Source organism: Pseudomonas sp. DF5, assembly GCF_058148225.1.
Map to the genome: position 1 here is coordinate 35,240 of NZ_JBYVYM010000012.1, position 21,822 is coordinate 57,061.

General features: G+C 58.2%; 22 protein-coding genes, 4 tRNA genes and 1 pseudogene. 15 read left to right on the plus strand and 12 right to left on the minus strand.

Annotated features, from left to right (window positions below):
- Positions 1-25: 25 nt before the first annotated feature.
- A complete protein-coding gene (locus AC30D7_RS13110) occupies positions 26-3,022 on the plus strand; it encodes a DUF748 domain-containing protein (RefSeq protein WP_490134340.1) in 2,997 nt (998 codons plus the stop codon).
- Positions 3,022-3,318 carry a DUF2845 domain-containing protein gene (locus AC30D7_RS13115; RefSeq protein ID WP_490134341.1) on the plus strand — a complete coding sequence of 99 codons (297 nt, stop codon included), beginning with the start codon at positions 3,022-3,024 and terminating at the stop codon, positions 3,316-3,318. The genes AC30D7_RS13110 and AC30D7_RS13115 overlap by 1 nt, the downstream gene beginning before the upstream one ends.
- A 173-nt stretch (positions 3,319-3,491) precedes the next feature.
- On the opposite strand, the gene AC30D7_RS13120 is transcribed toward AC30D7_RS13115, so the two are convergent.
- Together AC30D7_RS13120 and AC30D7_RS13125 are read right to left on the minus strand one after the other, a co-directional pair.
- Positions 3,492-3,848, minus strand: a complete 357-nt coding sequence (locus tag AC30D7_RS13120) for a BON domain-containing protein (protein WP_490134342.1) — start codon at positions 3,846-3,848, stop codon at positions 3,492-3,494.
- 321 nt (positions 3,849-4,169) lie between these two features.
- Complete coding sequence (locus AC30D7_RS13125) at positions 4,170-4,586, minus strand: pilin (RefSeq protein ID WP_018930190.1); 417 nt, start codon at positions 4,584-4,586, stop codon at positions 4,170-4,172.
- A 226-nt stretch (positions 4,587-4,812) separates the two neighbouring features.
- Between AC30D7_RS13125 and pilB the strand changes: the two genes are divergently transcribed.
- From pilB to yacG, 5 genes are read left to right on the plus strand one after another with little or no spacing between them, the layout of a single operon-like run.
- On the plus strand, positions 4,813-6,513 hold the full coding sequence (gene pilB, locus AC30D7_RS13130; protein WP_490134343.1) for a type IV-A pilus assembly ATPase PilB: 1,701 nt from the start codon (positions 4,813-4,815) through the stop codon (positions 6,511-6,513).
- A gap of 2 nt (positions 6,514-6,515) precedes the next feature.
- A complete protein-coding gene (locus AC30D7_RS13135) occupies positions 6,516-7,733 on the plus strand; it encodes a type II secretion system F family protein (RefSeq protein ID WP_490134344.1) in 1,218 nt (405 codons plus the stop codon).
- A gap of 1 nt (position 7,734) precedes the next feature.
- Positions 7,735-8,607 carry a prepilin peptidase gene (locus AC30D7_RS13140; protein ID WP_018930187.1) on the plus strand — a complete coding sequence of 291 codons (873 nt, stop codon included), beginning with the start codon at positions 7,735-7,737 and terminating at the stop codon, positions 8,605-8,607.
- Entirely contained in the window at positions 8,604-9,227 is a 624-nt protein-coding gene (gene coaE, locus AC30D7_RS13145; RefSeq protein ID WP_026286732.1) for a dephospho-CoA kinase, read from the plus strand. The genes AC30D7_RS13140 and coaE overlap by 4 nt, the downstream gene beginning before the upstream one ends.
- The gene (yacG, locus tag AC30D7_RS13150) at positions 9,224-9,424 is read left to right on the plus strand and encodes a DNA gyrase inhibitor YacG (RefSeq protein WP_007938961.1); all 201 of its coding nucleotides are present in this window, start codon (positions 9,224-9,226) and stop codon (positions 9,422-9,424) included. Before coaE ends, yacG begins: the two co-directional genes overlap by 4 nt.
- 9 nt (positions 9,425-9,433) lie before the next feature.
- On the opposite strand, the gene AC30D7_RS13155 is transcribed toward yacG, so the two are convergent.
- A complete protein-coding gene (locus AC30D7_RS13155; protein WP_007938959.1) occupies positions 9,434-9,649 on the minus strand; it encodes a hypothetical protein in 216 nt (71 codons plus the stop codon).
- 63 nt (positions 9,650-9,712) lie between these two features.
- On the minus strand, positions 9,713-10,402 hold the full coding sequence (locus AC30D7_RS13160) for an energy-coupling factor ABC transporter permease (RefSeq protein WP_138866321.1): 690 nt from the start codon (positions 10,400-10,402) through the stop codon (positions 9,713-9,715).
- A gap of 898 nt (positions 10,403-11,300) precedes the next feature.
- On the opposite strand from AC30D7_RS13160, the gene AC30D7_RS13165 reads away from it, so the two are divergent.
- On the plus strand, positions 11,301-11,543 hold the full coding sequence (locus AC30D7_RS13165; protein WP_490134345.1) for a DUF2790 domain-containing protein: 243 nt from the start codon (positions 11,301-11,303) through the stop codon (positions 11,541-11,543).
- Between the two features lie 9 nt (positions 11,544-11,552).
- Here AC30D7_RS13165 and AC30D7_RS13170 read toward each other — a convergent pair whose 3' ends face one another.
- Positions 11,553-12,818 carry an OprD family porin gene (locus AC30D7_RS13170; protein ID WP_490134346.1) on the minus strand — a complete coding sequence of 422 codons (1,266 nt, stop codon included), beginning with the start codon at positions 12,816-12,818 and terminating at the stop codon, positions 11,553-11,555.
- On the opposite strand from AC30D7_RS13170, the gene AC30D7_RS13175 reads away from it, so the two are divergent.
- Positions 12,781-12,999 (plus strand): hypothetical protein, encoded by a 219-nt coding sequence (locus tag AC30D7_RS13175; protein ID WP_490134347.1) that lies wholly within the window; start codon positions 12,781-12,783, stop codon positions 12,997-12,999. The genes AC30D7_RS13170 and AC30D7_RS13175 overlap by 38 nt on opposite strands.
- A gap of 4 nt (positions 13,000-13,003) precedes the next feature.
- Here AC30D7_RS13175 and AC30D7_RS13180 read toward each other — a convergent pair whose 3' ends face one another.
- Positions 13,004-14,371 (minus strand): aromatic acid/H+ symport family MFS transporter, encoded by a 1,368-nt coding sequence (locus AC30D7_RS13180; protein ID WP_490134348.1) that lies wholly within the window; start codon positions 14,369-14,371, stop codon positions 13,004-13,006.
- A gap of 291 nt (positions 14,372-14,662) precedes the next feature.
- Between AC30D7_RS13180 and AC30D7_RS13185 the strand changes: the two genes are divergently transcribed.
- The 6 genes from AC30D7_RS13185 to AC30D7_RS13210 all read left to right on the plus strand — a co-directional run bounded on the left by AC30D7_RS13185 (position 14,663) and on the right by AC30D7_RS13210 (position 19,408).
- Positions 14,663-15,766, plus strand: coding sequence for an AI-2E family transporter (locus AC30D7_RS13185; protein ID WP_490134349.1), 1,104 nt, complete (start codon positions 14,663-14,665; stop codon positions 15,764-15,766).
- A gap of 22 nt (positions 15,767-15,788) precedes the next feature.
- Positions 15,789-16,238, plus strand: a complete 450-nt coding sequence (locus AC30D7_RS13190; RefSeq protein WP_490134350.1) for an ion channel — start codon at positions 15,789-15,791, stop codon at positions 16,236-16,238.
- Between the two features lie 109 nt (positions 16,239-16,347).
- Positions 16,348-16,974 (plus strand): DUF1780 domain-containing protein, encoded by a 627-nt coding sequence (locus AC30D7_RS13195; RefSeq protein ID WP_490134351.1) that lies wholly within the window; start codon positions 16,348-16,350, stop codon positions 16,972-16,974.
- A 162-nt stretch (positions 16,975-17,136) separates the two neighbouring features.
- Positions 17,137-17,310, plus strand: a complete 174-nt coding sequence (locus tag AC30D7_RS13200) for a DUF3094 domain-containing protein (RefSeq protein WP_032830895.1) — start codon at positions 17,137-17,139, stop codon at positions 17,308-17,310.
- A gap of 60 nt (positions 17,311-17,370) precedes the next feature.
- A complete protein-coding gene (locus AC30D7_RS13205) occupies positions 17,371-18,669 on the plus strand; it encodes an NAD(P)/FAD-dependent oxidoreductase (RefSeq protein ID WP_490134352.1) in 1,299 nt (432 codons plus the stop codon).
- A 337-nt stretch (positions 18,670-19,006) separates the two neighbouring features.
- The gene (locus AC30D7_RS13210) at positions 19,007-19,408 is read left to right on the plus strand and encodes an HvfA family oxazolone/thioamide-modified RiPP metallophore (RefSeq protein WP_490134353.1); all 402 of its coding nucleotides are present in this window, start codon (positions 19,007-19,009) and stop codon (positions 19,406-19,408) included.
- A 62-nt stretch (positions 19,409-19,470) separates the two neighbouring features.
- Here AC30D7_RS13210 and AC30D7_RS13215 read toward each other — a convergent pair whose 3' ends face one another.
- The 6 genes and pseudogenes from AC30D7_RS13215 to AC30D7_RS13240 all read right to left on the minus strand — a co-directional run bounded on the left by AC30D7_RS13215 (position 19,471) and on the right by AC30D7_RS13240 (position 21,661).
- The gene (locus AC30D7_RS13215) at positions 19,471-20,334 is read right to left on the minus strand and encodes a methyl-accepting chemotaxis protein (RefSeq protein ID WP_490134427.1); all 864 of its coding nucleotides are present in this window, start codon (positions 20,332-20,334) and stop codon (positions 19,471-19,473) included.
- A pseudogene (locus AC30D7_RS13220) lies at positions 20,326-21,096 on the minus strand (MCP four helix bundle domain-containing protein); the annotation flags it as partial. The gene AC30D7_RS13215 and the pseudogene AC30D7_RS13220, both read right to left, overlap by 9 nt.
- Before the next feature lie 150 nt (positions 21,097-21,246).
- A tRNA-Pro gene (locus tag AC30D7_RS13225) sits at positions 21,247-21,323 on the minus strand.
- Positions 21,324-21,418: 95 nt separating this feature from the next.
- Positions 21,419-21,494, minus strand: a tRNA-Lys gene (locus AC30D7_RS13230).
- Positions 21,495-21,499: 5 nt separating this feature from the next.
- Positions 21,500-21,576, minus strand: a tRNA-Pro gene (locus AC30D7_RS13235).
- A 9-nt stretch (positions 21,577-21,585) separates the two neighbouring features.
- A tRNA-Asn gene (locus AC30D7_RS13240) sits at positions 21,586-21,661 on the minus strand.
- Positions 21,662-21,822: the final 161 nt, after the last annotated feature.

Genomic DNA, 21,822 nt, shown 5'->3' on the forward strand with positions numbered 1-21,822 from the left:
GTGATTGCTTCGGAACCGCAAACGCATGCCATACTCCAAGGCACTCCGATTCCGACAGATGAAGCCACACATGCCCAAAGGATTGATCCGCGCTATCGGCGCCCTGTTAACAGCCCTGGCCCTTTACAGCCTGCTGGGGTTTCTGATTTTGCCGGGCATCGCGTTGCGGGTTGCCAACCAGCAATTGGCCAACTACGCCACGACGCCCGCGACGATTTCGCGGATCGAACTCAACCCGTTCAGCCTTGAAGTAACCCTTTGGGGCCTGATCATCGGCGAGCCGGGCAAGGAACAAGTGGGCTTCGAACGCCTGTACGCCAACCTGCAGATCGACAGCCTGTGGACCAAGGCGCTGCACCTGTCCGATATCGAACTGGACAAACCCAAGACCGAAATACTCTTCGGCAAGGACGGCCAGCTCAATCTTCTCGGGCTGTTCAAAATCCCCGCCAGTGAACCGACCCCGGTCGACCCAAACGCCAAACCCTTCCCGCTGCGCGTGGAGCGGATCAAACTGGCCGGCGGCTATGTGCATTTCGAAGATGCACGCCCCAGTGAGCCCATCGAATTTCTCTACGACAAACTCGATTTCGAGCTGAAGAACCTCAGCACCCTGCCCGACGACAACGCTGACATGACCCTGGTCGCGGTCGGCCCGGCCGGCGGGCAGATCGACTGGACCGGCAACTTCAGCCTGAGCCCGATCGCCTCCGAAGGTAAGCTGAAAATCACCGATGGCAAGATGAAATCCTTCTGGCCCTATGTGCGCGATGCTGTGCCACTGGTCCTGGAAAACGGCGTCATGGACCTGAGCACCGACTACAAGCTCAATCTGAACAAGGGCACCGAACTGCTGCTGAACAACGTCGCCGTCAGCGTCGCGCCTTTCGCCATCAAGGCTCCGGACGGCCGACCGCTGGCGAAGCTCGAACGTCTGGACATCAGCGACACCACCGTGGACCTGGCCAAGCAACAAGTGGTGGTCGGCAAGATCCGCAGCCATAAACTGGAAACCTGGGCCGCCCTCGAAGCCGATGGACAACTCGATTGGCAAAAACTGTTCGCCAGCCAGCCGTCCAAACAGGCTGCCAAAGCCAACGCCGAACCTACCAGCACACCCGCGGCAGCCGATTCACCGAAGCCCGAGCCGACTGCACCGAGCAAGCCCTGGCAGGTGCTGCTCAAAGACGTGCAACTGCGTAATTATCAAGTGCACCTGGCCGACCGCAAGGCACAACCCGCCGTGGCACTGGAGCTCGGCCCACTGAACCTGGACCTGCAGAATTTCGACAGCCTCAATGGCTCCCCTTTCAACCTCAAGCTCGACACGGGCGTGGGCAAGCAAGGCAAGATCATGGCGGACGGCACGGTCAATCTGGCCCCGATCAGCGCCAAACTGAACGTGCAGACCAGGGATATCGACTTGCGCGTCGCCCAGTCCTACATCAATCCGTTCATTCGCCTCGAACTGCGTAGCGGCATGCTGGGCAGTGATCTGGCGGTCGACTTGAAAAGCACCGAGCCGCTGGCGTTCAGCGTTACAGGTAAAGCCCAGATCGACCAGTTGCATACCCTCGACACTCTGAAGACCCGTGACTTCCTCAAGTGGCAGCAGTTGGCGCTCGAAGGCCTGAACTATCAGCACGGCGACAGCCTGTCGATCGACAAAGTCAATCTGTTCCAGCCCTATGCGCGCTTCATGATCAACGATGACCGCACCACCAACATCGATGATCTGCTGATCCCGCAACCGGCCGACTCCGGCGCCACAAAGACCACGACCGCCGCAGCCAAACCGGCAGCCGGAAACGAAAAACCACTGGGCATCCACATTGGCAGCATCGCCATCAATGACGGTTCGGCAAACTTCGCCGACTTCAGCCTGACGCCGAACTTCGCCACGGCCATCCAACAACTGAACGGGAACATCGGCACCATCGACAGCCGCCACGTAAAACCGGCCAACGTCGACGTCAAAGGCAAGGTCGACCGCTATGCCCCCGTGACCATCAAGGGCTCGGTCAACCCGTTCGACCCGATGGCCAGCCTGGACATCGCCACCAGTTTCAAACGGGTGGAACTGACGACCCTGACGCCATACTCCGGCAAGTTCGCCGGCTACCGCATCCGCAAGGGGCGTCTCAATCTGGATCTGCATTACAAGATCACCAACGGCCAGCTCCTGGCCGAAAACAAAGTGGTGGTCGAGCAGCTGCAACTGGGTGAAAAAGTCGACAGTCCGGACGCAGTAAGCCTGCCGCTGAAACTGGCGATTGCCTTGCTCAAGGATGTCGATGGCAAGATTTCCATCGAACTGCCGGTGAGCGGCGACCTGAACAACCCACAGTTCAGCATCATGCCGATCATCTGGCAAACGCTGCGCAATCTGATCGTGAAGGCGGCCGCGGCGCCGTTCAAAATGATTGGCGGGCTGGTCAGCGGCGGTGGTTCAGAAGACCTGGGCACCGTAGCGTTTGCACCCGGTTCGAGTGACTTGAGCAAGGAAGCCGAAGCGACACTGATCAAATTGTCCCAGGCACTCAAGGAGCGTCCGGCCCTGCGTCTTGAAATCGAAGGCACTGCCGCCAAGAGCAGCGACGGCCCGCTGCTCGCCGAGCAACGCCTGGAACGGGAATACCAGTACAACTACTACAAAATGCTCCAGCGCCGCGGTGACAAGGTGCCGGCCCAGGCCTCCATGCTGGAAGTGCCGGACAGCGAGAAAGGCCCGCTGCTCGAAGGCATCTACCGCACACGCCTCAAGATCCAGCCGCCCGCAGAATGGAAGGATCTGGGCAAGGAAGAACGCAGCAAAAAAATGCGTGAAAGCGTGATCGGTTTCTGGAGTTCCAGCGAGGTGCTGTTGCGTCAGCTGGGCCAGGAACGGGCCAGCAGCATCAAGGACTACCTGGTGGACAAAGGGCAGTTGGCCGATGACCGCGTGTACTTCATCGACGCCAACCTCGGTGAGGCCGAAAGCGATGGCCGCGTGGTGACGGCCTTGCATCTGGATGCCGAGTGATGGGCGCGCAATGGCTTATGAGCCTGGCCTTGGTATTGGCTGCCGGCCAAGCTGTGGCGGCCGATACCCTGCGCTGCGGCAGTCAATTGATCAGCGTCGGGGACAGGTCCAGCGAAGTGCTGCAAAAATGCGGAGAGCCCGTCGCCCGCGACCTGCTTGGCTACAAGCGCAGCGCCAATCGACGGGAAGAGTTTCAGGTCGAGGAATGGACCTACGGGCCCAACAGCGGGATGTACCAGTACCTGCGCTTTGAAGGAAACCGGTTGGTTCAAATCACCAGCAAACGCGGTAACTGAACTCGCTCCCACAGTTTTTTGCGTTGCTCTCAATAGAACAGGCCCCGACACGAATGTCGGGGCCTGTAACGGCCACGTCCATATGGCCTTTCGCATGAACTCTCAAAAAGCGACAGACGTATGACTTGGCCCGCCTGCCGCATCTTCTCCCGGTCCAGGCGAGAAGCTTTGCCTTACTCCGTTTTCAGGCCGTCAGCGGACACCGCTTTGACGCCTTTGATTTTCTTGGCGATGGCCACGGCGGTGGTTTTCTGAGCTTCAGTCAGCGCAACTGTGGACGACAGTGACACTACGCCTTTGTTGGTTTCGACTTTGATATCAGTGCCTGGAATGCCTTTTTCGGTCACCAGATCTGCTTTGACTTTGGTCGTGATCCAGGTATCGGAAGTAGCTTCCTTGGCTTTGGTCACTTCACCGGCGGCCAGCGTCATGGGAGCATGGGTGGTTTGGCTGGTCTGGGCGAATGCAGCGTTGGCCATCGTCAGGGTCAGCGCGGTAGCAGTAGCGGCAGCGATAGCGAACTTCTTCATACGAGTAACTCCTGTTCTTCTGGAAAATCTGCTGCGTGTCGTCTTGTCAGCAGGGTTACCAGAGACAGTGCGAACGCTATGCCAACTGCTCGATAAAAAATAAATACATACAAATCAATAACTTAATAACAATGACAATTTTCGAAATCATGCAAAATGCATGAGTACAAAATTATCGACATGCAACTTGCGGGTTTTAGCGCAAGCCTAAAGCCATGAATTGTCGGAGCTTTCCTGATTATCCGACGCCCTCCAAAATGCCCCATAAAAAATGCCCCGCTTCGTGAGAGGCGGAGCACTGGGTATGCCTGGCAAAGTGAATCAGGTGCCGCTGGCGGTGCAGCCTTTTGGACTGTACTCCGGCGCAACCGTGGTGCCACATGTCCAGCCACCGGCGAGGGTACGCGAAAGCGTAATGGTTTTGCTGAGCACAGGCCCTGGAGCATTGAGGATCGTGCAGGCAATAGTGCCCACACCGGTAGCGGTGGTACCCGATGCCGTAATCGTGCAGTTACCTGTAGTCGCCGTACCGCCGATCAAAGCGAGGGTAGGATCGGTACCCTGATTCATAATGTCTTCGAAAGGCACCTTCAGTGCCGAGATTTCCGCAAGCGCAGCGGTGACCTTCGCCCGTGATTGGTACTTCGAATACTGCGGCAACGCAAACGTCGCCAGAATCCCGATGATCGCCACCACGATCAGCAGTTCGATCAGGGTAAAACCATTTTGATTTTTCATAGACAGGCTCCATGCATGAGTCGAAATCTCATGATCTGTACAGGGTACAGCACAGGTCATGCCAAGTCGTATGCGCCCCTGCAGACTGGGCTCGGGATCACGAAAAAGACCTTTCCTGCTCCCAGGATCCGCAGTTTCTGACACTTTTTGTCACCTCACCTCGGCTGGTTTGGTTCCACTGCTTGACTAGGCTATAAGTCATTAACCGCCTGCGTCCGGAATCCCAATGAATGACATTGCCCTTAGCGGTCTGGCCAAGCAATTGGTGCTGGCCGATCTGATCACTGATCAAAGTGCGCAACAGGCTTATCAGCAAGCCCAACGCGATCGAGTCTCGCTGGTCAGCTACCTGGTACAGAACAAACTGCTCAAAAGCTGGCAGGTCGCCGAGGTAGCTTCGGAACATTTCGGCATGGCCCTGCTGGACCTCAATTGCCTGGACAAGGACACCCAGCCCCACGGCCTGGTCAGCGAGAAGCTGATCCGCCAGCACCACGCCCTGCCCCTCTGGCGGCGTGGCAACAAACTGTTCGTGGGGATTTCCGACCCGAGCAATCATCAAGCCATCAATGACATCCAGTTCAGCACCGGGCTGAACACTGAAGCCATTCTGGTGGAGGAAGACAAACTCAGTGACGCCATCGAAAAATTCTTCGACCACCACTCCACCGGTCTGGAGGATATGGCTGATGTCGACCTCGACGGGCTGGACATCGAATCGGTCGATGATCAGAAACAGGATTCGATCCCAGGGCAGGACACCGATGACGCGCCCGTAGTGCGCTTCGTCCACAAGATGTTGCTCGATGCGATCAAGAGCGGGTCTTCCGACCTGCATTTCGAGCCCTACGAAAAAACCTACCGCGTGCGGATGCGCACCGATGGCATCCTGCATGAGGTCGCCAAGCCACCGACGCAGCTGGCCAACCGCATTGCTTCCCGGCTCAAAGTCATGGCCAGTCTCGACATCTCCGAGCGGCGCAAACCCCAGGACGGACGAATCAAGATGCGCCTGTCCAAGAGCAAGTCCATCGACTTCCGGGTCAACACCCTGCCGACCCTGTGGGGCGAAAAAGTGGTGATCCGGATCCTCGATCCGTCCAGTGCGCAAATGGGCATCGATGCCCTCGGCTACGAGCCCGAGCAGAAAGACCTGTACATGGCCGCCCTCAAGCAGCCACAAGGGATGATTCTGGTGACCGGGCCCACCGGCTCGGGCAAGACCGTGTCGCTCTATACCGGGCTGAACATCCTCAACACCGTCGACATCAACATCTCCACCGCCGAAGACCCGGTGGAGATCAACATGGATGGCATCAACCAGGTCAACGTCAATCCCAGGCAGGGAATGGATTTCGCCCAGGCGCTGCGCTCGTTTCTGCGCCAGGATCCGGACGTGATCATGGTCGGCGAAATCCGTGACCTCGAAACCGCCGAAATCGCCATCAAGGCCGCCCAGACCGGGCACATGGTGCTTTCCACCCTGCACACCAACAGTGCCGCGCAAACCCTGACGCGCCTGCACAATATGGGGATTCAGGGCTTCAACATCGCGACCTCGGTCAGCCTGATCATCGCCCAGCGCCTGGCGCGTAAATTGTGCAGCCATTGCAAGAAACCCATCGAGATTCCCCGCGAGGCGCTGCTCAAGGAAGGCTTCCCCGAGGAACGCATCGGCTCGTTCACGATCTATGAACCGGTCGGTTGCGATCAATGCAACGCTGGCTACAAAGGGCGAGTGGGGATTTATGAAGTGGTAAAGAACACCCCAGAGCTGCAACGGCTGATCATGGCCGAAGGCAATTCACTGGAAATCGACCTGCAGATGCGCAAGGACGGCTTCAACGACCTGCGCACGTCGGGCCTGCTCAAGGCCATGCAAGGCATCACCAGCCTTGAAGAAATCAACCGGGTCACGAAGGACTGAATATGGCGGTCAAAGCAGCGAAAATCAGCGTGTATGCCTGGGAAGGTACGGATCGCAAAGGGGCGAAAATGACCGGTGAGTTGACCGGTCAAAATCCCGCCCTGATCAAGGCCCAATTGCGCAAGCAAGGCATCAACCCGGGCAAGGTGCGGAAAAAGTCCGCGTCCATTTTCAGTGCCGGCAAACGCATCAAGCCTCTAGACATTGCCCTGTTTACCCGGCAGATGGCGACCATGATGAAAGCCGGCGTACCGCTGCTGCAATCGTTCGATATTATCGGCGAGGGCTTCGATAACCCGAACATGCGCAAGCTGGTGGACGAGGTGAAACAGGAAGTCGCGGCCGGTAACAGCTTCGCCGCGGCCCTGCGCAAAAAGCCCCAGTATTTCGATGAGCTGTACTGCAACCTGGTGGACGCCGGCGAACAGGCCGGTGCCCTGGATACCCTGCTGGAACGGGTGGCGACCTACAAGGAAAAGAGTGAAAGCCTCAAGGCCAAGATCAAGAAAGCCATGACCTACCCACTGGCCGTGGTGTTCGTCGCAATCATTGTGACCGGCATTCTGCTGGTCAAGGTTGTGCCGCAGTTCCAGTCGGTATTCTCGGGGTTCGGCGCCGAACTGCCGGCGTTCACCGTGATGGTTATCGGCTTGTCGGAGTTCATGCAGGACTGGTGGTGGATGATACTCGGCGTGCTGGCTGGGGGGATCTTCGGCCTGCGCCATGCCTTCAAGAATTCCCCGGGCTTTCGCGACCGGACGGACACCTGGTTGCTGAAACTGCCGCTGGTTGGCGCGCTCATGTACAAGTCCGCCGTGGCCCGATACGCCCGCACCCTGTCGACGACGTTTGCCGCCGGCGTGCCACTGGTCGAAGCCCTGGAGTCAGTGGCGGGCGCGACCGGCAATATCGTGTTCAAGCGAGCGGTGTTGCGCATCAAGCAGGACGTTTCGACCGGCATGCAGCTGAATTTTTCCATGCGTACCTCCGGTATCTTTCCGACCATGGCGATCCAGATGACGGCCATTGGCGAAGAGTCCGGCGCGCTGGACGACATGCTCGACAAGGTCGCGAGTTTCTACGAGGCCGAGGTGGACAACATGGTCGATAACCTGACCAGCCTGATGGAGCCGTTCATCATGGTGGTGCTGGGGGTTATCGTCGGCGGGCTGGTGGTTGCAATGTACCTGCCCATCTTCCAACTCGGCTCAGCGGTCTGATATGTCCTTGAACGAATTTCTGAGCCTCAACCCGCTGGCCTTCGTGATGACCGCAGGGCTGATCGGCCTGCTGATCGGCAGTTTTCTCAACGTGGTGGTCTGGCGCCTGCCGAAAATGCTTGAGCGTGAATGGCGCCTGCAGGCCCATGACGTACTGGACTTGCCAGCCGAAGCCCCCGGCCCGACCTACAACCTGATATTGCCCCACTCCGAGTGTCCTCACTGCGGCCATCGGATTCGAGTGTGGGAGAACATTCCAATACTCAGTTATCTGTTTTTACGTGGGCGATGCTCGAGCTGCGCAGCGCCGATCAGTAAACGTTACCCGCTGACCGAACTGGCCTGCGGCCTGCTGTCGGCGTTCGTCGCCTGGCATTTCGGTTTCGGCTGGCAGGCCTGCATGGTGCTGGTCCTGAGTTGGGGCCTGCTGGCGATGAGCCTGATCGATGCCGAACATCAACTGTTGCCGGACGTACTGGTGATGCCATTGATGTGGCTGGGACTGGTCCTCAACAGCTTCGGGCTCTTCGTATCACTGCATGACGCGTTCTGGGGCGCGGTGGCCGGCTACATGGCGCTGTGGACGGTGTTCTGGCTGTTCAAGCTGGTCACCGGCAAGGACGGCATCGGTTACGGCGATTTCAAGCTCCTGGCGATGCTCGGCGCCTGGGGCGGCTGGCAGATCCTGCCCATGACCATTCTGCTGTCATCGCTGGTAGGGGCCATTCTCGGGGTGATTTTGCTGCGCCTGCGGGATGCGAAAACCTCGACGCCGCTACCCTTTGGACCCTATCTGGCCATTGCCGGCTGGATTGCCTTGCTCTGGGGTGGTCAAATAACCGGCTTCTATTGGCAGTTTGTCGGTTTGAAATGAATACCCCTGTGGAAAAACCCTGGATTCTCGGCCTGACCGGCGGCATCGGCAGCGGCAAAAGCGCGGCTGCGCAGCACTTCATCGACCTCGGCGTGCACGTGGTGGACGCCGATCATGCGGCTCGCTGGGTGGTCGAACCCGGTCGCCCGGCACTGGCAAAAATCGCCGAGCACTTCGGCCCCGGCGTGTTGCAAGCCGATGGCCAGCTGGATCGTGCAGCCCTGCGCAAGCTGATCTTCGAGGTGCCGGAAGAACGCCGCTGGCTCGAAGCGCTACTGCATCCGTTGATCGCCGAGGAAATCGCCCATCATCTGGCCAAGGCACAATCGCCTTACGCGATTCTGGTTTCGCCGCTGCTGATCGAGTCCGGGCAGTACGCCATGACCCAACGGGTCCTGGTGATCGATGCCCCGGAACAGTTACAGATCGAACGCACCCTGCAGCGTGACCAGACCAGCGAACAGCAAGTCCAGGCGATCCTCAAGGCTCAGTCCAGCCGACAGGACCGCTTGAGCCATGCCGACGATGTGGTGGTCAACGACCGCGACCTCGCCTGGCTGCACAGCGAGGTCGAACGCCTGCATCACTTTTACCTTACTTTGCGTGGAGGCCAGTCATGAGCCAAACCCCGACCGTCGATTGCCCAACCTGTGGCGCCCCTGTCGAATGGAGCCCCGAGAACAAGTTCCGGCCATTCTGTTCGGACCGTTGCAAACTGATCGACCTGGGCGCCTGGGCATCGGAAGAGCACAAGATTCCGGTGCCCCCCGATGCCGAGGATGAGTTGTTCAGCGGCGACTTCGACCCACGTCACTGATCCCGGCCATCAGGGCCGCATAAAGCCATAGTCCTGGCCCTCGTCGAGGTTCTCGGCGAGAAACCGCAACTCATCGGCCAGGTCTTCAATATTGCGCACTGCCTTGCTCTGCTGCACCACTGCACTGAGCAAGGCGCGCAAGCTCAATCCCGGATCGAAGCCCACCTCTTGCGCCACATCCAGACTCTGACGCAACTCCTGCCTGGCCCACTCGTAGACACTCATTTCGATGCTCCTGAAAGTTTTCCGAAGCATGGATTCGTCAACGTTTTTTGGATTTGATGTGGATCAAGATTTGGGATCGTCATCTTTCCAGGGCGCCGATAGATAGCGCGTGCGATTGAACGTCTCCAGCCATTCGGGGCAGAACACCACCAACGCGCTGACCACCATGCCGTTGATGAACGCTTCTGGAAAAATCAGCAACCACAGGTAACCGACAAAGTCTTCCAGCCAGTACGGCATGACGAATCGCTCGTCGTACCACAGCAGCGTGAGCGTCAGGATCAGGCACAACAAGGCCGACAGCGCAGCGGCAAAAAAACCGGAGCAGAAGATATACACAAAGGGATTACGCGGCTGCGCGCGCTCCACCAGGATGGCGCAGCACTCGGTGACCAACACCGGCAGCAGAATCAGCAGCGCTCCGTTTACGCCGACAGCGGCCAGGTCCTGACGCCCTAGCAACACCAAGCCCACCTGCGCGACCAACCCGCCGACAATCGCCAACGGCCAATCCAGCAGTAAGGTCACAGCGGTCATGCCGATGAAGTGATAGGACACGCCGGTATCGAAGTCCCGTCGCACCAGCCACAGCATAAACAGCGCGAACACCGTACCGAACAGCAGATGTTGGCGGCGGCTGTCGCTGAACAGTTCGACCCATGGCGCTCGTGCAATTGCCCAGATCAGCGCCGGTATATAGATCAGCCAACCCATCGTCAGGGTTTGGGATGACAGTAACTCGGCACCGATCATGGCTGGGCACACTCCCTTGTCTTGCCAGAAGAGAACAGGTCATCAGTCTACACCGCCCTTCGACTTTGCTCTGGAGGGGCGTTTTAGGATTAGGGGGCATATGGCGGCTCTTTTCTGATCGTGTACATATCCGTTACTGCGGTAACGGCGACTTATGGTTTCGCTTTTACAGCGAGTCACTTTCGAAAAGCCGGAATGCCGGCCCAGGCGAAAGTAACCAAAGCGCTTTTGCCCCTCCATTCGGTGCCTCGCCTAGGCTCGGCATGCCCTCACTCCGGCATTGCTCCGGGGGCCCGCCGCCATCGGCCATCCATGGCCGGGGGCGGCTACCGCGGCATCCCTGCCGCGGTGCCCCCTACGCAACGCCTGCGTTCGGCCTCTGGGAAAGGGGCGGACAGATCAAGATCAAAAACCAAAGCAACGGCAACGGCAAGATCAAAAGATCGCAGCCTTCGGCAGCTCCTACAGGGGAATGCGTTCACTTGAAGTCAGGCCGGCCGGTAGGCCGCCTCGCTTTTGCTTTTGCGGTGCACGCCCCCTCGAGAGGCCGAGTGGAGGTTCTGCGCAGTGGGCAACCCGGCATGGATGCCGGGTTAGCCGCCCCCGGCCATGGATGGCCGATGGCGGCGGGCCCACGGAGCAGGACCGGAGCGAGGGCACCCTGAGCCTAGGCGAAGGGCCGAACGAAAGGGGCAAGAGCCTTTGGTTACTTTGGGCTTTTCAAAGTGACTCGCTGTAAGAGCGAAACCGCCAGCCGGCACTACCGCAGAAACGGATATGCACACAATCAACAGCGATTGTTACATTTCCTGCAAGACTGAATCAGACCCAGCCCCCTTTATCGCCCACAGGCAAAGACTAAAATTCAGACACTGGAACCCACACAGAGCACAGAAAAATGAAAACCCTGACCAGCCTGTTCCTGACCCTCGCAGCCACCTCGGCCCTAGCAGCCGGCAACGAACCAGCAGCCACCCGGTACAACCCGGCGCAGCCACTGGACATCGCCAAGGTCGTTTCAGTGACAGACACCGCAACTGCCTGCGGAGTCGTGCCAGCGACCATGGAATATGTCGACCATCAGGGCCAGACCCATCGCGTGACGTACGAAGTCATGGGCAACTGCACCACCGATCTGTGATCGCCCCGGTCATAACAACTTCCATGTGTAGCTGAGAATCAGGCGGTTCTCGTCGATATCACTGCGGTAGTTGGAGCGCGCTATGGCGTTGCGCACGCGGATCCCGAGGCCTTTGAGGCTGCCGCTTTGCAACACATAGCCGATGTCCAGATCGCGCTCGCGGTCCTTGCCTTCAAACCCCTTGCCGGTGTCGACGTTATTGCCGGTGATGTAACGCACGGTGCTGGTCAGCCCCGGCACGCCGAGGGCGGCGAAGTCGTAGTCGTAACGCGCCTGCCAGGAACGCTCGTCGGCGTAGGCAAACTCGTAGGTCGGCACCTCGTTGCCCAACGGAGTGATGTTGGCAAACACTCGCGGGAAGGCGCTGTCGCCGAACATACCCTGATAGCCGACATAAAACGTGTGACCGCCGCGCTTGGCCGACAGCAAAGAGAAGAACGCCTGGTTGTCGATGTTGCCCAGTAATTTTTTGCCGTCCTCGCGCGAATCGTAATAGCCAAGGTTGGCGCCCAGGGTCCAGTCACCCAACGGCTCGCTGTGCTTGAAGCCGAGAAAGCGCTGGTTGTAGATATCTTCCAGTTGCCCGAACCAGGCGCTGACCGAGCTGCGTTTATCGTTGAAGGCGTAGTCAGCACCGGCAAAGTTGAAACCATTGCTGCTGACCTGACGCTGGGGTACATGACCGAGCATGGCTTGCATCTTTTCATCGCCGGCCTCGTTGCGCAGGCTGGTCGAACTCAAGTGGCCGCCCTGCAATGTCAGGCCATCGATCTCATTGGAGCTGATGCTTGCACCCTGATAGCTGGGCGGCAGCAGACGGATATCGCTGAAGGCCAGCACCGGCAGGTTGGGTTGCAGCTCACCCACCTTCAATTCGGTCTTGGAGTAACGCATCTTCAGTGCACCTTCCAGACGACTGTATTCATCCGCCGCGCGCCCATCATCGCGCACCGGCAGCAAACCGGTATTGACCCGGTCCGGGCTGCTGTCGAGTTTGAGGCCGAGCAGGCCAATGACATCTACACCAAAACCGACAGGCCCCTGGGTATAACCGGATTTGACGTTGAGAATGAAGCCCTGTGCCCACTCTTCGGCCTTCGACTGTTTATTGGCGCCGACGATGTCGGAGAAGTCCCGACTGAAGTAGTAATTGCGCGCTTGCAAGGTGGCGGTGGTGTCTTCGATGAAGCCGCCCTCGGCGGCTACCGCACCGGTGGAGAAACTCGAGACGACAGCGATGGACAACAATCCGGTTGCTGGAGAAATCTGTTTCATCGTTTTTCTCTTATTTTTATTGATCGACAGGTTGAAGCGCTTCAGCCGCAGCGTTTGCGCTGCGAGCGATGGGGCGATGGGGCGATGGGCGTTTAACAACAAGTGGGGAGCCATGCCGAAAATCGCCCCCCCAAAAAGCGGCGAACAACGCCAACCCGGTCAGGAAAAAGTCCTGGAATAAGCTTTCATGAAATTTCGTCGACAGCCCCGTCAGGCGAACCATGGCGCAGGTCCGACAGCGCTTGTTTAGCGCCGCTCTGACTGCTGATGGCGAACACGGTCATGGCGATGGCGGCTACCGCACCGGGCACGGCAAACGCCATGAAGTTCAGTTGCAGTGGCAGGCTGATCCCCAGCAAGGCACCGCCCAGCAGCGGACCGACAATGGCGCCGTTGCGGCCAATGCCCGACGCCCAGCCCAGGCCAGTGGAGCGAATGGTCATGGAGTAGAACTGCGCGGCGCAGGCGTACAGCAGAATCTGCGAGCCGATGGTGGTGGCGCCGGCGATGGCGATCAGCAGATACAACACCGGCATTGGACTGTTGAAGCCAAGCAAGGTGATCGAAACCGCTGCAACGGTGAAAAACACCGCCAACACCCGTGGCAGATTGAGCTTGTCCCCCAGTACGCCACCGCCGACCGCGCCAAAAATGGCACCGAAGTTGAGCACCAGCAGGAACGACAGACTCGAGCCCAGGCTGTAACCGGCGTTAGCCATCAGTTTCGGCAGCCAGGAACTCAAGGCGTAGACCATCAGCAAGCAGCAGAAAAACGCCAGCCACAGCATCAGCGTGCGCAATGCCCGCCCCTCGCGAAACAGTTGCAAGACAGGCGTACCGCTGCCCTTCACTTCGCTCATGTGCAACTGATCGCTAGTTTGTGCGATGTACGCCGGATCGACCCGCTGGAGAACGTTGCGCGCCTCTTCACGGCGCCCCTGACGCAGCATGAAACCCACCGATTCGGGCAGGAAGTACATGATCAGCGGCAACAACAGCAACGGCAGTACCGCCACGTAAAACACCGACTGCCAGCCGAAACTCGGGATCAACACGATGCCGAGCCCCGCCGAGAGCATGCCGCCCACCGAGTAGCCGCTGAACATGATCGCTACCAGCGTGCTGCGGATTTTCTTCGGCGCGTATTCGTTCATCAGCGCCACGACATTGGGCATAACCCCACCAATGCCCAGCCCGGCAATGAACCGGCACAGGCCAAACTCGGTGGGATTACGGGCAAAGCCATTGAGCATGGTAAAACCGCTGAACAGCATCACGCAGATCGTGATGGCTTTTTTGCGACCGATCTTGTCCGACAGCGGGCCGAAAAACAACGCGCCGAACATCATCCCGAACAGTGCATAACTACCCAGCGCGCCGGCTTGCAGGGGACTGAGCCCCCACTCTTTCATCAGCATCGGCAACACCACGCCGTAGATCACCAGATCGTATCCATCGAAGATGATGATCAGGGCACACCAGAACAGCACCATCCAGTGAAAGCGGTTGAATCGGGCGTTGTCGATAACCTCATGTACGTCAATCTTGCGCATGGCATCTGTCTCTTGTTGTTGTTTTTTTAAGAGTCGGTAACGCGGCTAACGTCCCTGAAGCCGAGGGTAAAGACGCCCGGCACGGGGCAATAGCCGCTTTGCGCAGATCGCTATCCGTTTTGTGCAATGCCCCGAACCGGGCGCTGTGGCGAGGGAGAAGACGCGCTCGCCAATGAGGCAAACCGGGCCATTGCGAACAGTTGTGAGAGCGGGCAATACGAGGACTGTCAGCACGTCTATGCTGCTCTTACCACTCTCATGCCTTTGCTCCTATCCAAGGAGGAAAAATCAATGGTTCCCACACCCGCTTCCGAGAAGGCTTTTTCCCGAAGTCTGCTCGATGTACTGATTCGTGCCGGGCTGATTGCCGTTCTGGTGATTTTCTGCTTCCAGATATTCAGCCCATTCCTCGATCTGATGCTGTGGTCGTTCGTCCTTGCAATCACCCTCTACCCATTGCAAGTCAGGTTCAAAGGTATGCTGGGAAATAAGGATGGGCTCACCGCGACACTGATCGTATTGATAGCCATCAGTATCCTTATGGTGCCCGTCTATTTGTTGGGAACCTCGATTGTGGACTCCGTGGAGCGGGGGATGCACATGGTCAAAAGTGACAACCTCCATATCCCACTTCCGCCCGATACGGTAGCCAACTGGCCACTCGTGGGGAAACCTCTTCATAACTTATGGACACAAGCCGTCACCAACCTGCCCGATCTGGTAGAGAAGTTCATACCGCAAATCAAAGGGGTCAGCCTCACCCTGCTGAGCAAGCTTGCGGGGGTCGGCATGGGGCTTCTGTTATTCATCTTCGCCCTGATCATCGCCGGTATTTTCATAGCCTTTGGTGAAAGTGGCCAACGTAGCGCCTTGCAGATCGTTTCGTGCTTCTGCGGCCCGGCCAAGGGGCCGAAAATCACCGAACTGTGCACTGCGACTATCCGGGCAGTGGCGTTGGGCGTGGTCGGCATCGCCTTCATTCAGATGCTGTTGGTCGGCATCGGCTTTGTGTTCATGGGCATCCCCGGCTCAGGTCTTCTCGCCTTGGCGGTACTGCTGCTTGGCATCATGCAATTACCGGCCACCCTGATCACCCTTCCGGTCATCGTCTTCGTTTTCGCGAACGAAGGTGCCAGTACCGCGACCATTGTGTTTGCCATCTATGTCTTCATTGCGGGATTGGTCGATAACGTCCTTAAACCGCTGCTGCTGGGTCGTGGTGTCGATGTGCCGATGCCAGTGGTGCTGATCGGTGCCCTGGGCGGCATGGTGACGAGCGGCATCCTCGGCCTGTTTATCGGCCCAGTGATACTCGCGGTTGGCTATCAATTGTTCTGGCAATGGGTGGAGGATCAAGGGCGAGAATCGGGATCAGACAACCAGGGACAGACCTGACACGGCTGCCGAGGATTTTCCCATGCTGTTGAATCTACTCGCCGGCCTCCCCGTGATGCTGTTCTGCCTGCTGATGCAAGCCGTTTTCATAACTATATGTTTGCGCCATTACGTGCATTTCAGGCATACCCAACCCAATCGTGAATCGCAATGGCTGAATATCCTGTTGCTGTCGATGGTAATGGTGCTGATGTTGCTCGGCAATTTCGTGCAGATCGCCATCTGGGCCACGCTGTTCATGTTGCTCGACGAATTCGACGAATTCGCCACCGCGCTGTATCACTCGGCAGTCAACTTCGCCACGCTGGGCTATGGCGATATCATCATGTCCACACGCTGGCGTCTGCTAGGCCCACTGGAGGCCGCCAACGGAATCCTGATGTTTGGTGTCTCCACCTCAGTCATGACCGCTGCGGTGATGGATGTCATCAAACACAGCATGGAAAGGCTAAAGCAGCGTGAACGCCCATAGGCACACCAGAAAAAGCAGGTAGGGTTTCATCTGAAGAAATCGCGACAGCCTTTTTTCTTTTGAGGCAGACTTATTATTCAGATCACATTTGAACGCTAAGCTTGGGCCTATGGATGACTCAGATTATTTACGCCTGCTGACCATCGCGGCCGAGCAAGCCAACACGTTCCTTTCCAATGCCCGCAAATGGGAGCGTGAGCGTTGGGTTTGCCAGCGCCTGTTGCAAGGCCTGAACATTCACTATCGCGCCGACGAATTTGCCCCCGCCGCAGAGCCTCCGGACGTGCTGTTTCGCGACGCGAATTTCGAGGTGTTCTTCGTACTTGATGAAGGCCGACGCCTCAATGACGAATGGCGTGATGAGCTGCAACGCCGACGCAGTGCGTTTTCCCTGAGCCAACTGGTGCGTCGCGAGGCCAAGCCCCGGCGCATCCCGGCCAATGAATTCCTGCTGAGACTGGCGCCGACCTTGCGCAAAAAAGCTCACAACTACAAAGAGCGTGGCATGGACCTGGGGGATCTGGACATCATCGCCTTCGCCAGCCTCAAGCGCGAAGTGCTGGACCTCAACAGTCACTTCCCGCCCCCCACCGAATACCTGCGTCAAGGCTGGCGTTCGCTGTCGCTGGTTGGACCGACCTTCGCCCGCGTGCTCTTCGCCCACCCGGATGCCCCGGATTTTCTGCGCAGCAACCTGGGGCGCAGCATCGTCTTCGATGTCGGGATCAGCTTGTGAGTCCCGCCACAGATATCGGCATCACTGCACAGTGATGGCGCAATCACTGGCCGAATGTTACAAAACGCAATCGTTCGCCCGAACCACATGCACCGTTCAACGCTTGCAGACAATCTGCTGTAACGTCTGCACATTCAGCAACGTCTACCCGACGAGGCCTTTATGACCAGCCGCCTGAACCCCGACGACCAAAAGCATGTCGAAGAGTACCTGCACCTGTCCCAGCACCGAGTCGAGCGCCGGCCTTTCCGGCCGTGGATGCTCCTGGTGGTGGTGCTGGCAGTGACGATTGGCCTGGGCCTGTTGAGCCGACTGATCAGTTACCTGACGCTATGAGCTGCCTTGCGCTCGCTCGGGTAACGATACCGATTTCTTTTAGCCTTGCGAGATATCCCCATGACTCATCGTATTGTCATCGTTGGCGGCGGCGCCGGCGGTCTGGAGTTGGCTACCCGTCTGGGTAAGACTCTGGGCAAGCGCGGCACGGCCAGTGTGATGCTGGTCGACGCGAACCTGACCCACATCTGGAAACCGCTGTTGCACGAAGTGGCCGCCGGGTCGCTCAACTCTTCCGAAGACGAACTCAACTATGTTGCCCAGGCAAAATGGAACCACTTCGAGTTCCAGCTGGGGCGCATGAGCGGGCTCGATCGCGCACAGAAGAAAATCCAGCTGGCCGCCACCTACGACGAGGCAGGGCTGGAACTGGTGCCGGCGCGCGAAGTGCCTTACGACTCGCTGGTGATCTCCGTCGGCAGCACCACCAATGACTTCGGCACTCAAGGCGCGGCGCAGCATTGCCTGTTCCTCGACACCCGCAAACAGGCCGAGCGCTTCCATCAGCAACTGCTCAATCACTACCTGCGTGCGCACGCCGGGCAAACCGACACCGTGCAACAGATCAGCGTGGCCATCGTCGGCGCTGGCGCCACCGGGGTCGAACTGGCAGCGGAACTGCACAACGCCGCCCATGAACTGGCAGCTTATGGCCTGGACCGGATCAAGCCGGAAAACATGCACATCACCCTGATCGAAGCCGGGCCACGGGTTCTCCCGGCGCTGCCGGAGCGGATCGGCGGGCCTGTGCATCAAACCCTGGAGAAACTCGGGGTCAACGTCATGACCAATGCCGCTGTCAGCGAAGTGACCGCCGACAGCCTGATTACCGCCGACGGCCAGGTAATCAACGCCAGCCTCAAAGTCTGGGCGGCCGGGATTCGTGCGCCGGGTTTCCTCAAGGACATCGATGGCCTGGAAACCAACCGCATCAACCAGCTGCAAGTGCTGCCGACCCTGCAAACCACCCGTGACGAGAACATCTTCGCCTTCGGTGACTGCGCGGCCTGCCCGCAACCGGGCAGCGACCGCAATGTGCCGCCGCGTGCCCAGGCGGCCCACCAACAGGCTTCGTTGCTGGCCAAATCGCTGAAACTGCGGATCGAAGGCAAGGCCCTGCCGGAATACAAATACACCGACTACGGCTCGCTGATTTCGCTGTCGCGTTTTTCGGCTGTGGGTAACTTGATGGGCAACCTCACCGGCAGCGTGATGCTCGAGGGCTGGCTGGCGCGGATGTTTTACGTGTCGCTGTACCGCATGCACCAGATGGCGCTGTATGGCGCGTTCCGTACGGCGATGTTGATGCTGGGTAGCAAGATTGGGCGTGGGACCGAGCCACGGCTCAAGTTGCACTAAATTTTCGGCGTCTGTCAGGGCCCATCGCGGGCAAGCCACGCTCCCACAGGTTATGTGTCGATACCAGATTCCATGGTCGCCCCATAACCTGTGGGAGCGTGGCTTGCCCGCGATGCAGGCGCCTCGGTCTAACCTGTGAACACTTCTGTGTCTCACTGTATCTGCCCCGCCGATTCCATCCCTTCGCTTACAAACTCCCCCATGCGCGACACAGTAGCGATACACCGCCCCCGCTAAATGGCCACACCCGAGCAAGGCACCGCCTGCTCCGGTCATCGCCGCACTTGCGTGGCGTCCTTTATCGAACGGTTGCGTCGTGCAACCCAGGAGATTTGTAATGTCCCGTACCACTTCTCTCAGCAAAAATACCGTTGGCTTGCTTGGCGCAGTCTTGGCTGGTGGCCTGATGTTGTCCGGCTCCGTATTCGCTGCGCAGCCACTGGCCCAGGGCTACATGGTCGCGTCGGCCGAAACTTCGGTAAAAACCCCGGAAGGAAAATGTGGCGAAGGCAAGTGCGGCGACGCTTCGATGGCCAAGACTGACACCGATGGCGATGGTCAGGTGTCCCGTGCGGAGTTCTTGAAAGTGGCGCCCAAGGGCGACTTCGACAAGATCGATACCAACCACGATGGTCAAATCTCGGAGCAAGAGGCTTTCGATAACGTGAAAGCCAACTACGAAGCCAATGGCAAACAAATGCCAAAAGGCTTGTTCGAGCACCTGAAAGACAACAGCTGAGCCAATGAAGACCAGGCCCTGCTTCTGCATCGAGAAGCGGGGCTTTTTTTCGTCCGGCGGATTTACACCTGAAACCGCTGCACCATGGTCCGCAACGAGTTGGCCAACTGCGACAGCTCATGGCTGGAGGCGCTGGTCTGATCGGCGCCAGCAGCGGAGCGTACCGACAAATCGCGAATGTTCACCAGGTTGCGGTCAACTTCACGCGCCACTTGCGCCTGCTGTTCGGCGGCGCTGGCGATCACCAGGTTGCGTTCGTGGATCTGATGAACCGAGGTGGTGATGGTCTGCAGTGCCTCACCCGCATGCTCAGCCAACGCCAGGGTGCTGGTTGCCCGCGAGGAGCTGGCCCGCATGGAGTCCAGCGCCTGCGTTGAGCCACTACGCATGCCCTGAACCATTTGTTCGATTTCCTGAGTCGATTGTTGCGTGCGGTACGCCAGGGCGCGCACTTCGTCGGCAACCACCGCGAAACCCCGACCGCTTTCGCCTGCTCGCGCCGCTTCGATGGCGGCGTTAAGAGCCAACAGGTTGGTCTGTTCGGCAATAGCACGAATCACATCCAGAACCTTGCCGATGTCTTGGGACTGGTTGGCCAACGATTGCACCAAGCCGCCGGTTGTCTGCACATCACTGGCAAGGGCACTGATGGCACTCACGGTTTCGCTCACTCGCTGCTGACCAACGTGTGCCGACTCACTGGATTGGCGCGTGGCATCGGAGGTAGAAACCGCATTGCGTGCGACCTCCTCTACCGCCGTGGTCATTTCGGTGACGGCCGTCGCCGCTTGTTCTATCTCGTTGTTCTGCTGTTGCAGATTCTGGGTGCTGTCGAGCGTGACCGCGTTCAATTCATCGGCTGCCGTCGCCAATTGCGCCGCCGAACCGCTAATGCCCTGCAAGGTTTCACGCAGGTTGTGTTGCATAGTCGCCAGCGCCTTGAGCAAGCGGCTCACTTCGTCGTTGCCATGGGTTTCGATAGGACGGGTCAGATCGCCTCGTGCCACGTTTTGCGCAGCGCTCAACGCCTCTGCCAAGGGTTTGACGATGCTGCGGGTCAACAGCATCGCAAGGCCGACCGTGGCCAGCGCCGCGAGGGCAATGAACAGGCTGACGATCATCCGGGAGCTGGCGTAGTGCTCTTGGGACTTCTGGCTCTCGGCGGCCACTTGCCGGGTGAACAGTTCCGCCAGATCGTTGAGCTGTTTGCCCGAACCGTCGACAACGGTCTTCATGTCGACCAGCAGCAGTTTGGTCAGCTCGTCACGCTTCCCTTGCTCAGCGAGAGTGAAGGATTGAGCGATGCCGCTGCGGTAGGCGGCGAAGGTTTTTTTGAACTGGTCATACAACTCCTGGCCCTCAGGGGTAGTGACCAATTTGTCATAAGCGGCAATTTTCTCGCTCAACTCCTTGTCGCGCGTGTCCATCTGGCTGCGGTAAGCGGCGATGTTCTTCGGATCCTGATCCAGGGCCATGCGCAGGGAAATGGTACGGATGCGCAGCATGAGCTCGCGGATCTCGTCACCGCCGCGAATGCTAGGCAGCCATTGGGTCTCCACCGCCACCTCGCTGTCGCGAATGCTCGCCATCTGCCCCAGTGCAAATACCCCGAGCAACGCCACCAGTACCGCGATCAAGGCAAAACCCAGCGCGGCGCGTGGGGCAATATTCAGCTGACGAAGAAACATAACGAGCGCCTTTGTTTTTATTGGCTGGAGTGGAGGCCCTGTCCGTGCCCCGTTAGCTCGTTATCGGCAAGTTGTACGATGACTTGAAGCGATCTGCTTTTTCGCAGGCAAAAAAAATCCCCGTATCTTTCGATACGAGGATTTTTAATATGGTCGGGGTAAGGGGATTCGAACTCCTGACATCCTGCTCCCAAAGCAGGCGCGCTACCGGACTGCGCTATACCCCGGTAAAAAAAAGGCACCTTTGAAAGGCGCCTTCTGCGAACAGAGCTTTTGGCGTCTGATCTTAAGATTCGATCCCAGCGTTAACTGGTTTCAAAAATGGTGGGTCGTGTGGGATTCGAACCTACGACCAATTGGTTAAAAGCCAACTGCTCTACCAACTGAGCTAACGACCCAAAAATGGTCGGGGTAAGGGGATTCGAACTCCTGACATCCTGCTCCCAAAGCAGGCGCGCTACCGGACTGCGCTATACCCCGGTTTGAAATTGGCTCCGTGACCAGGACTCGAACCTGGGACCCAATGATTAACAGTCATTTGCTCTACCGACTGAGCTATCACGGAACTACATATTTCAATTTACAACTGTGAAGCTTGCTTCACCTCTTCGACCCGTTCGCATCGCTGCGTTCGTGTGTCTGAGGCGCGCTATTCTACAATCTTAAGCACCTCTGTCAACCCCCTAAATTGCTTTCAAGTTAATGATTTGCAACTTATTTCAGATT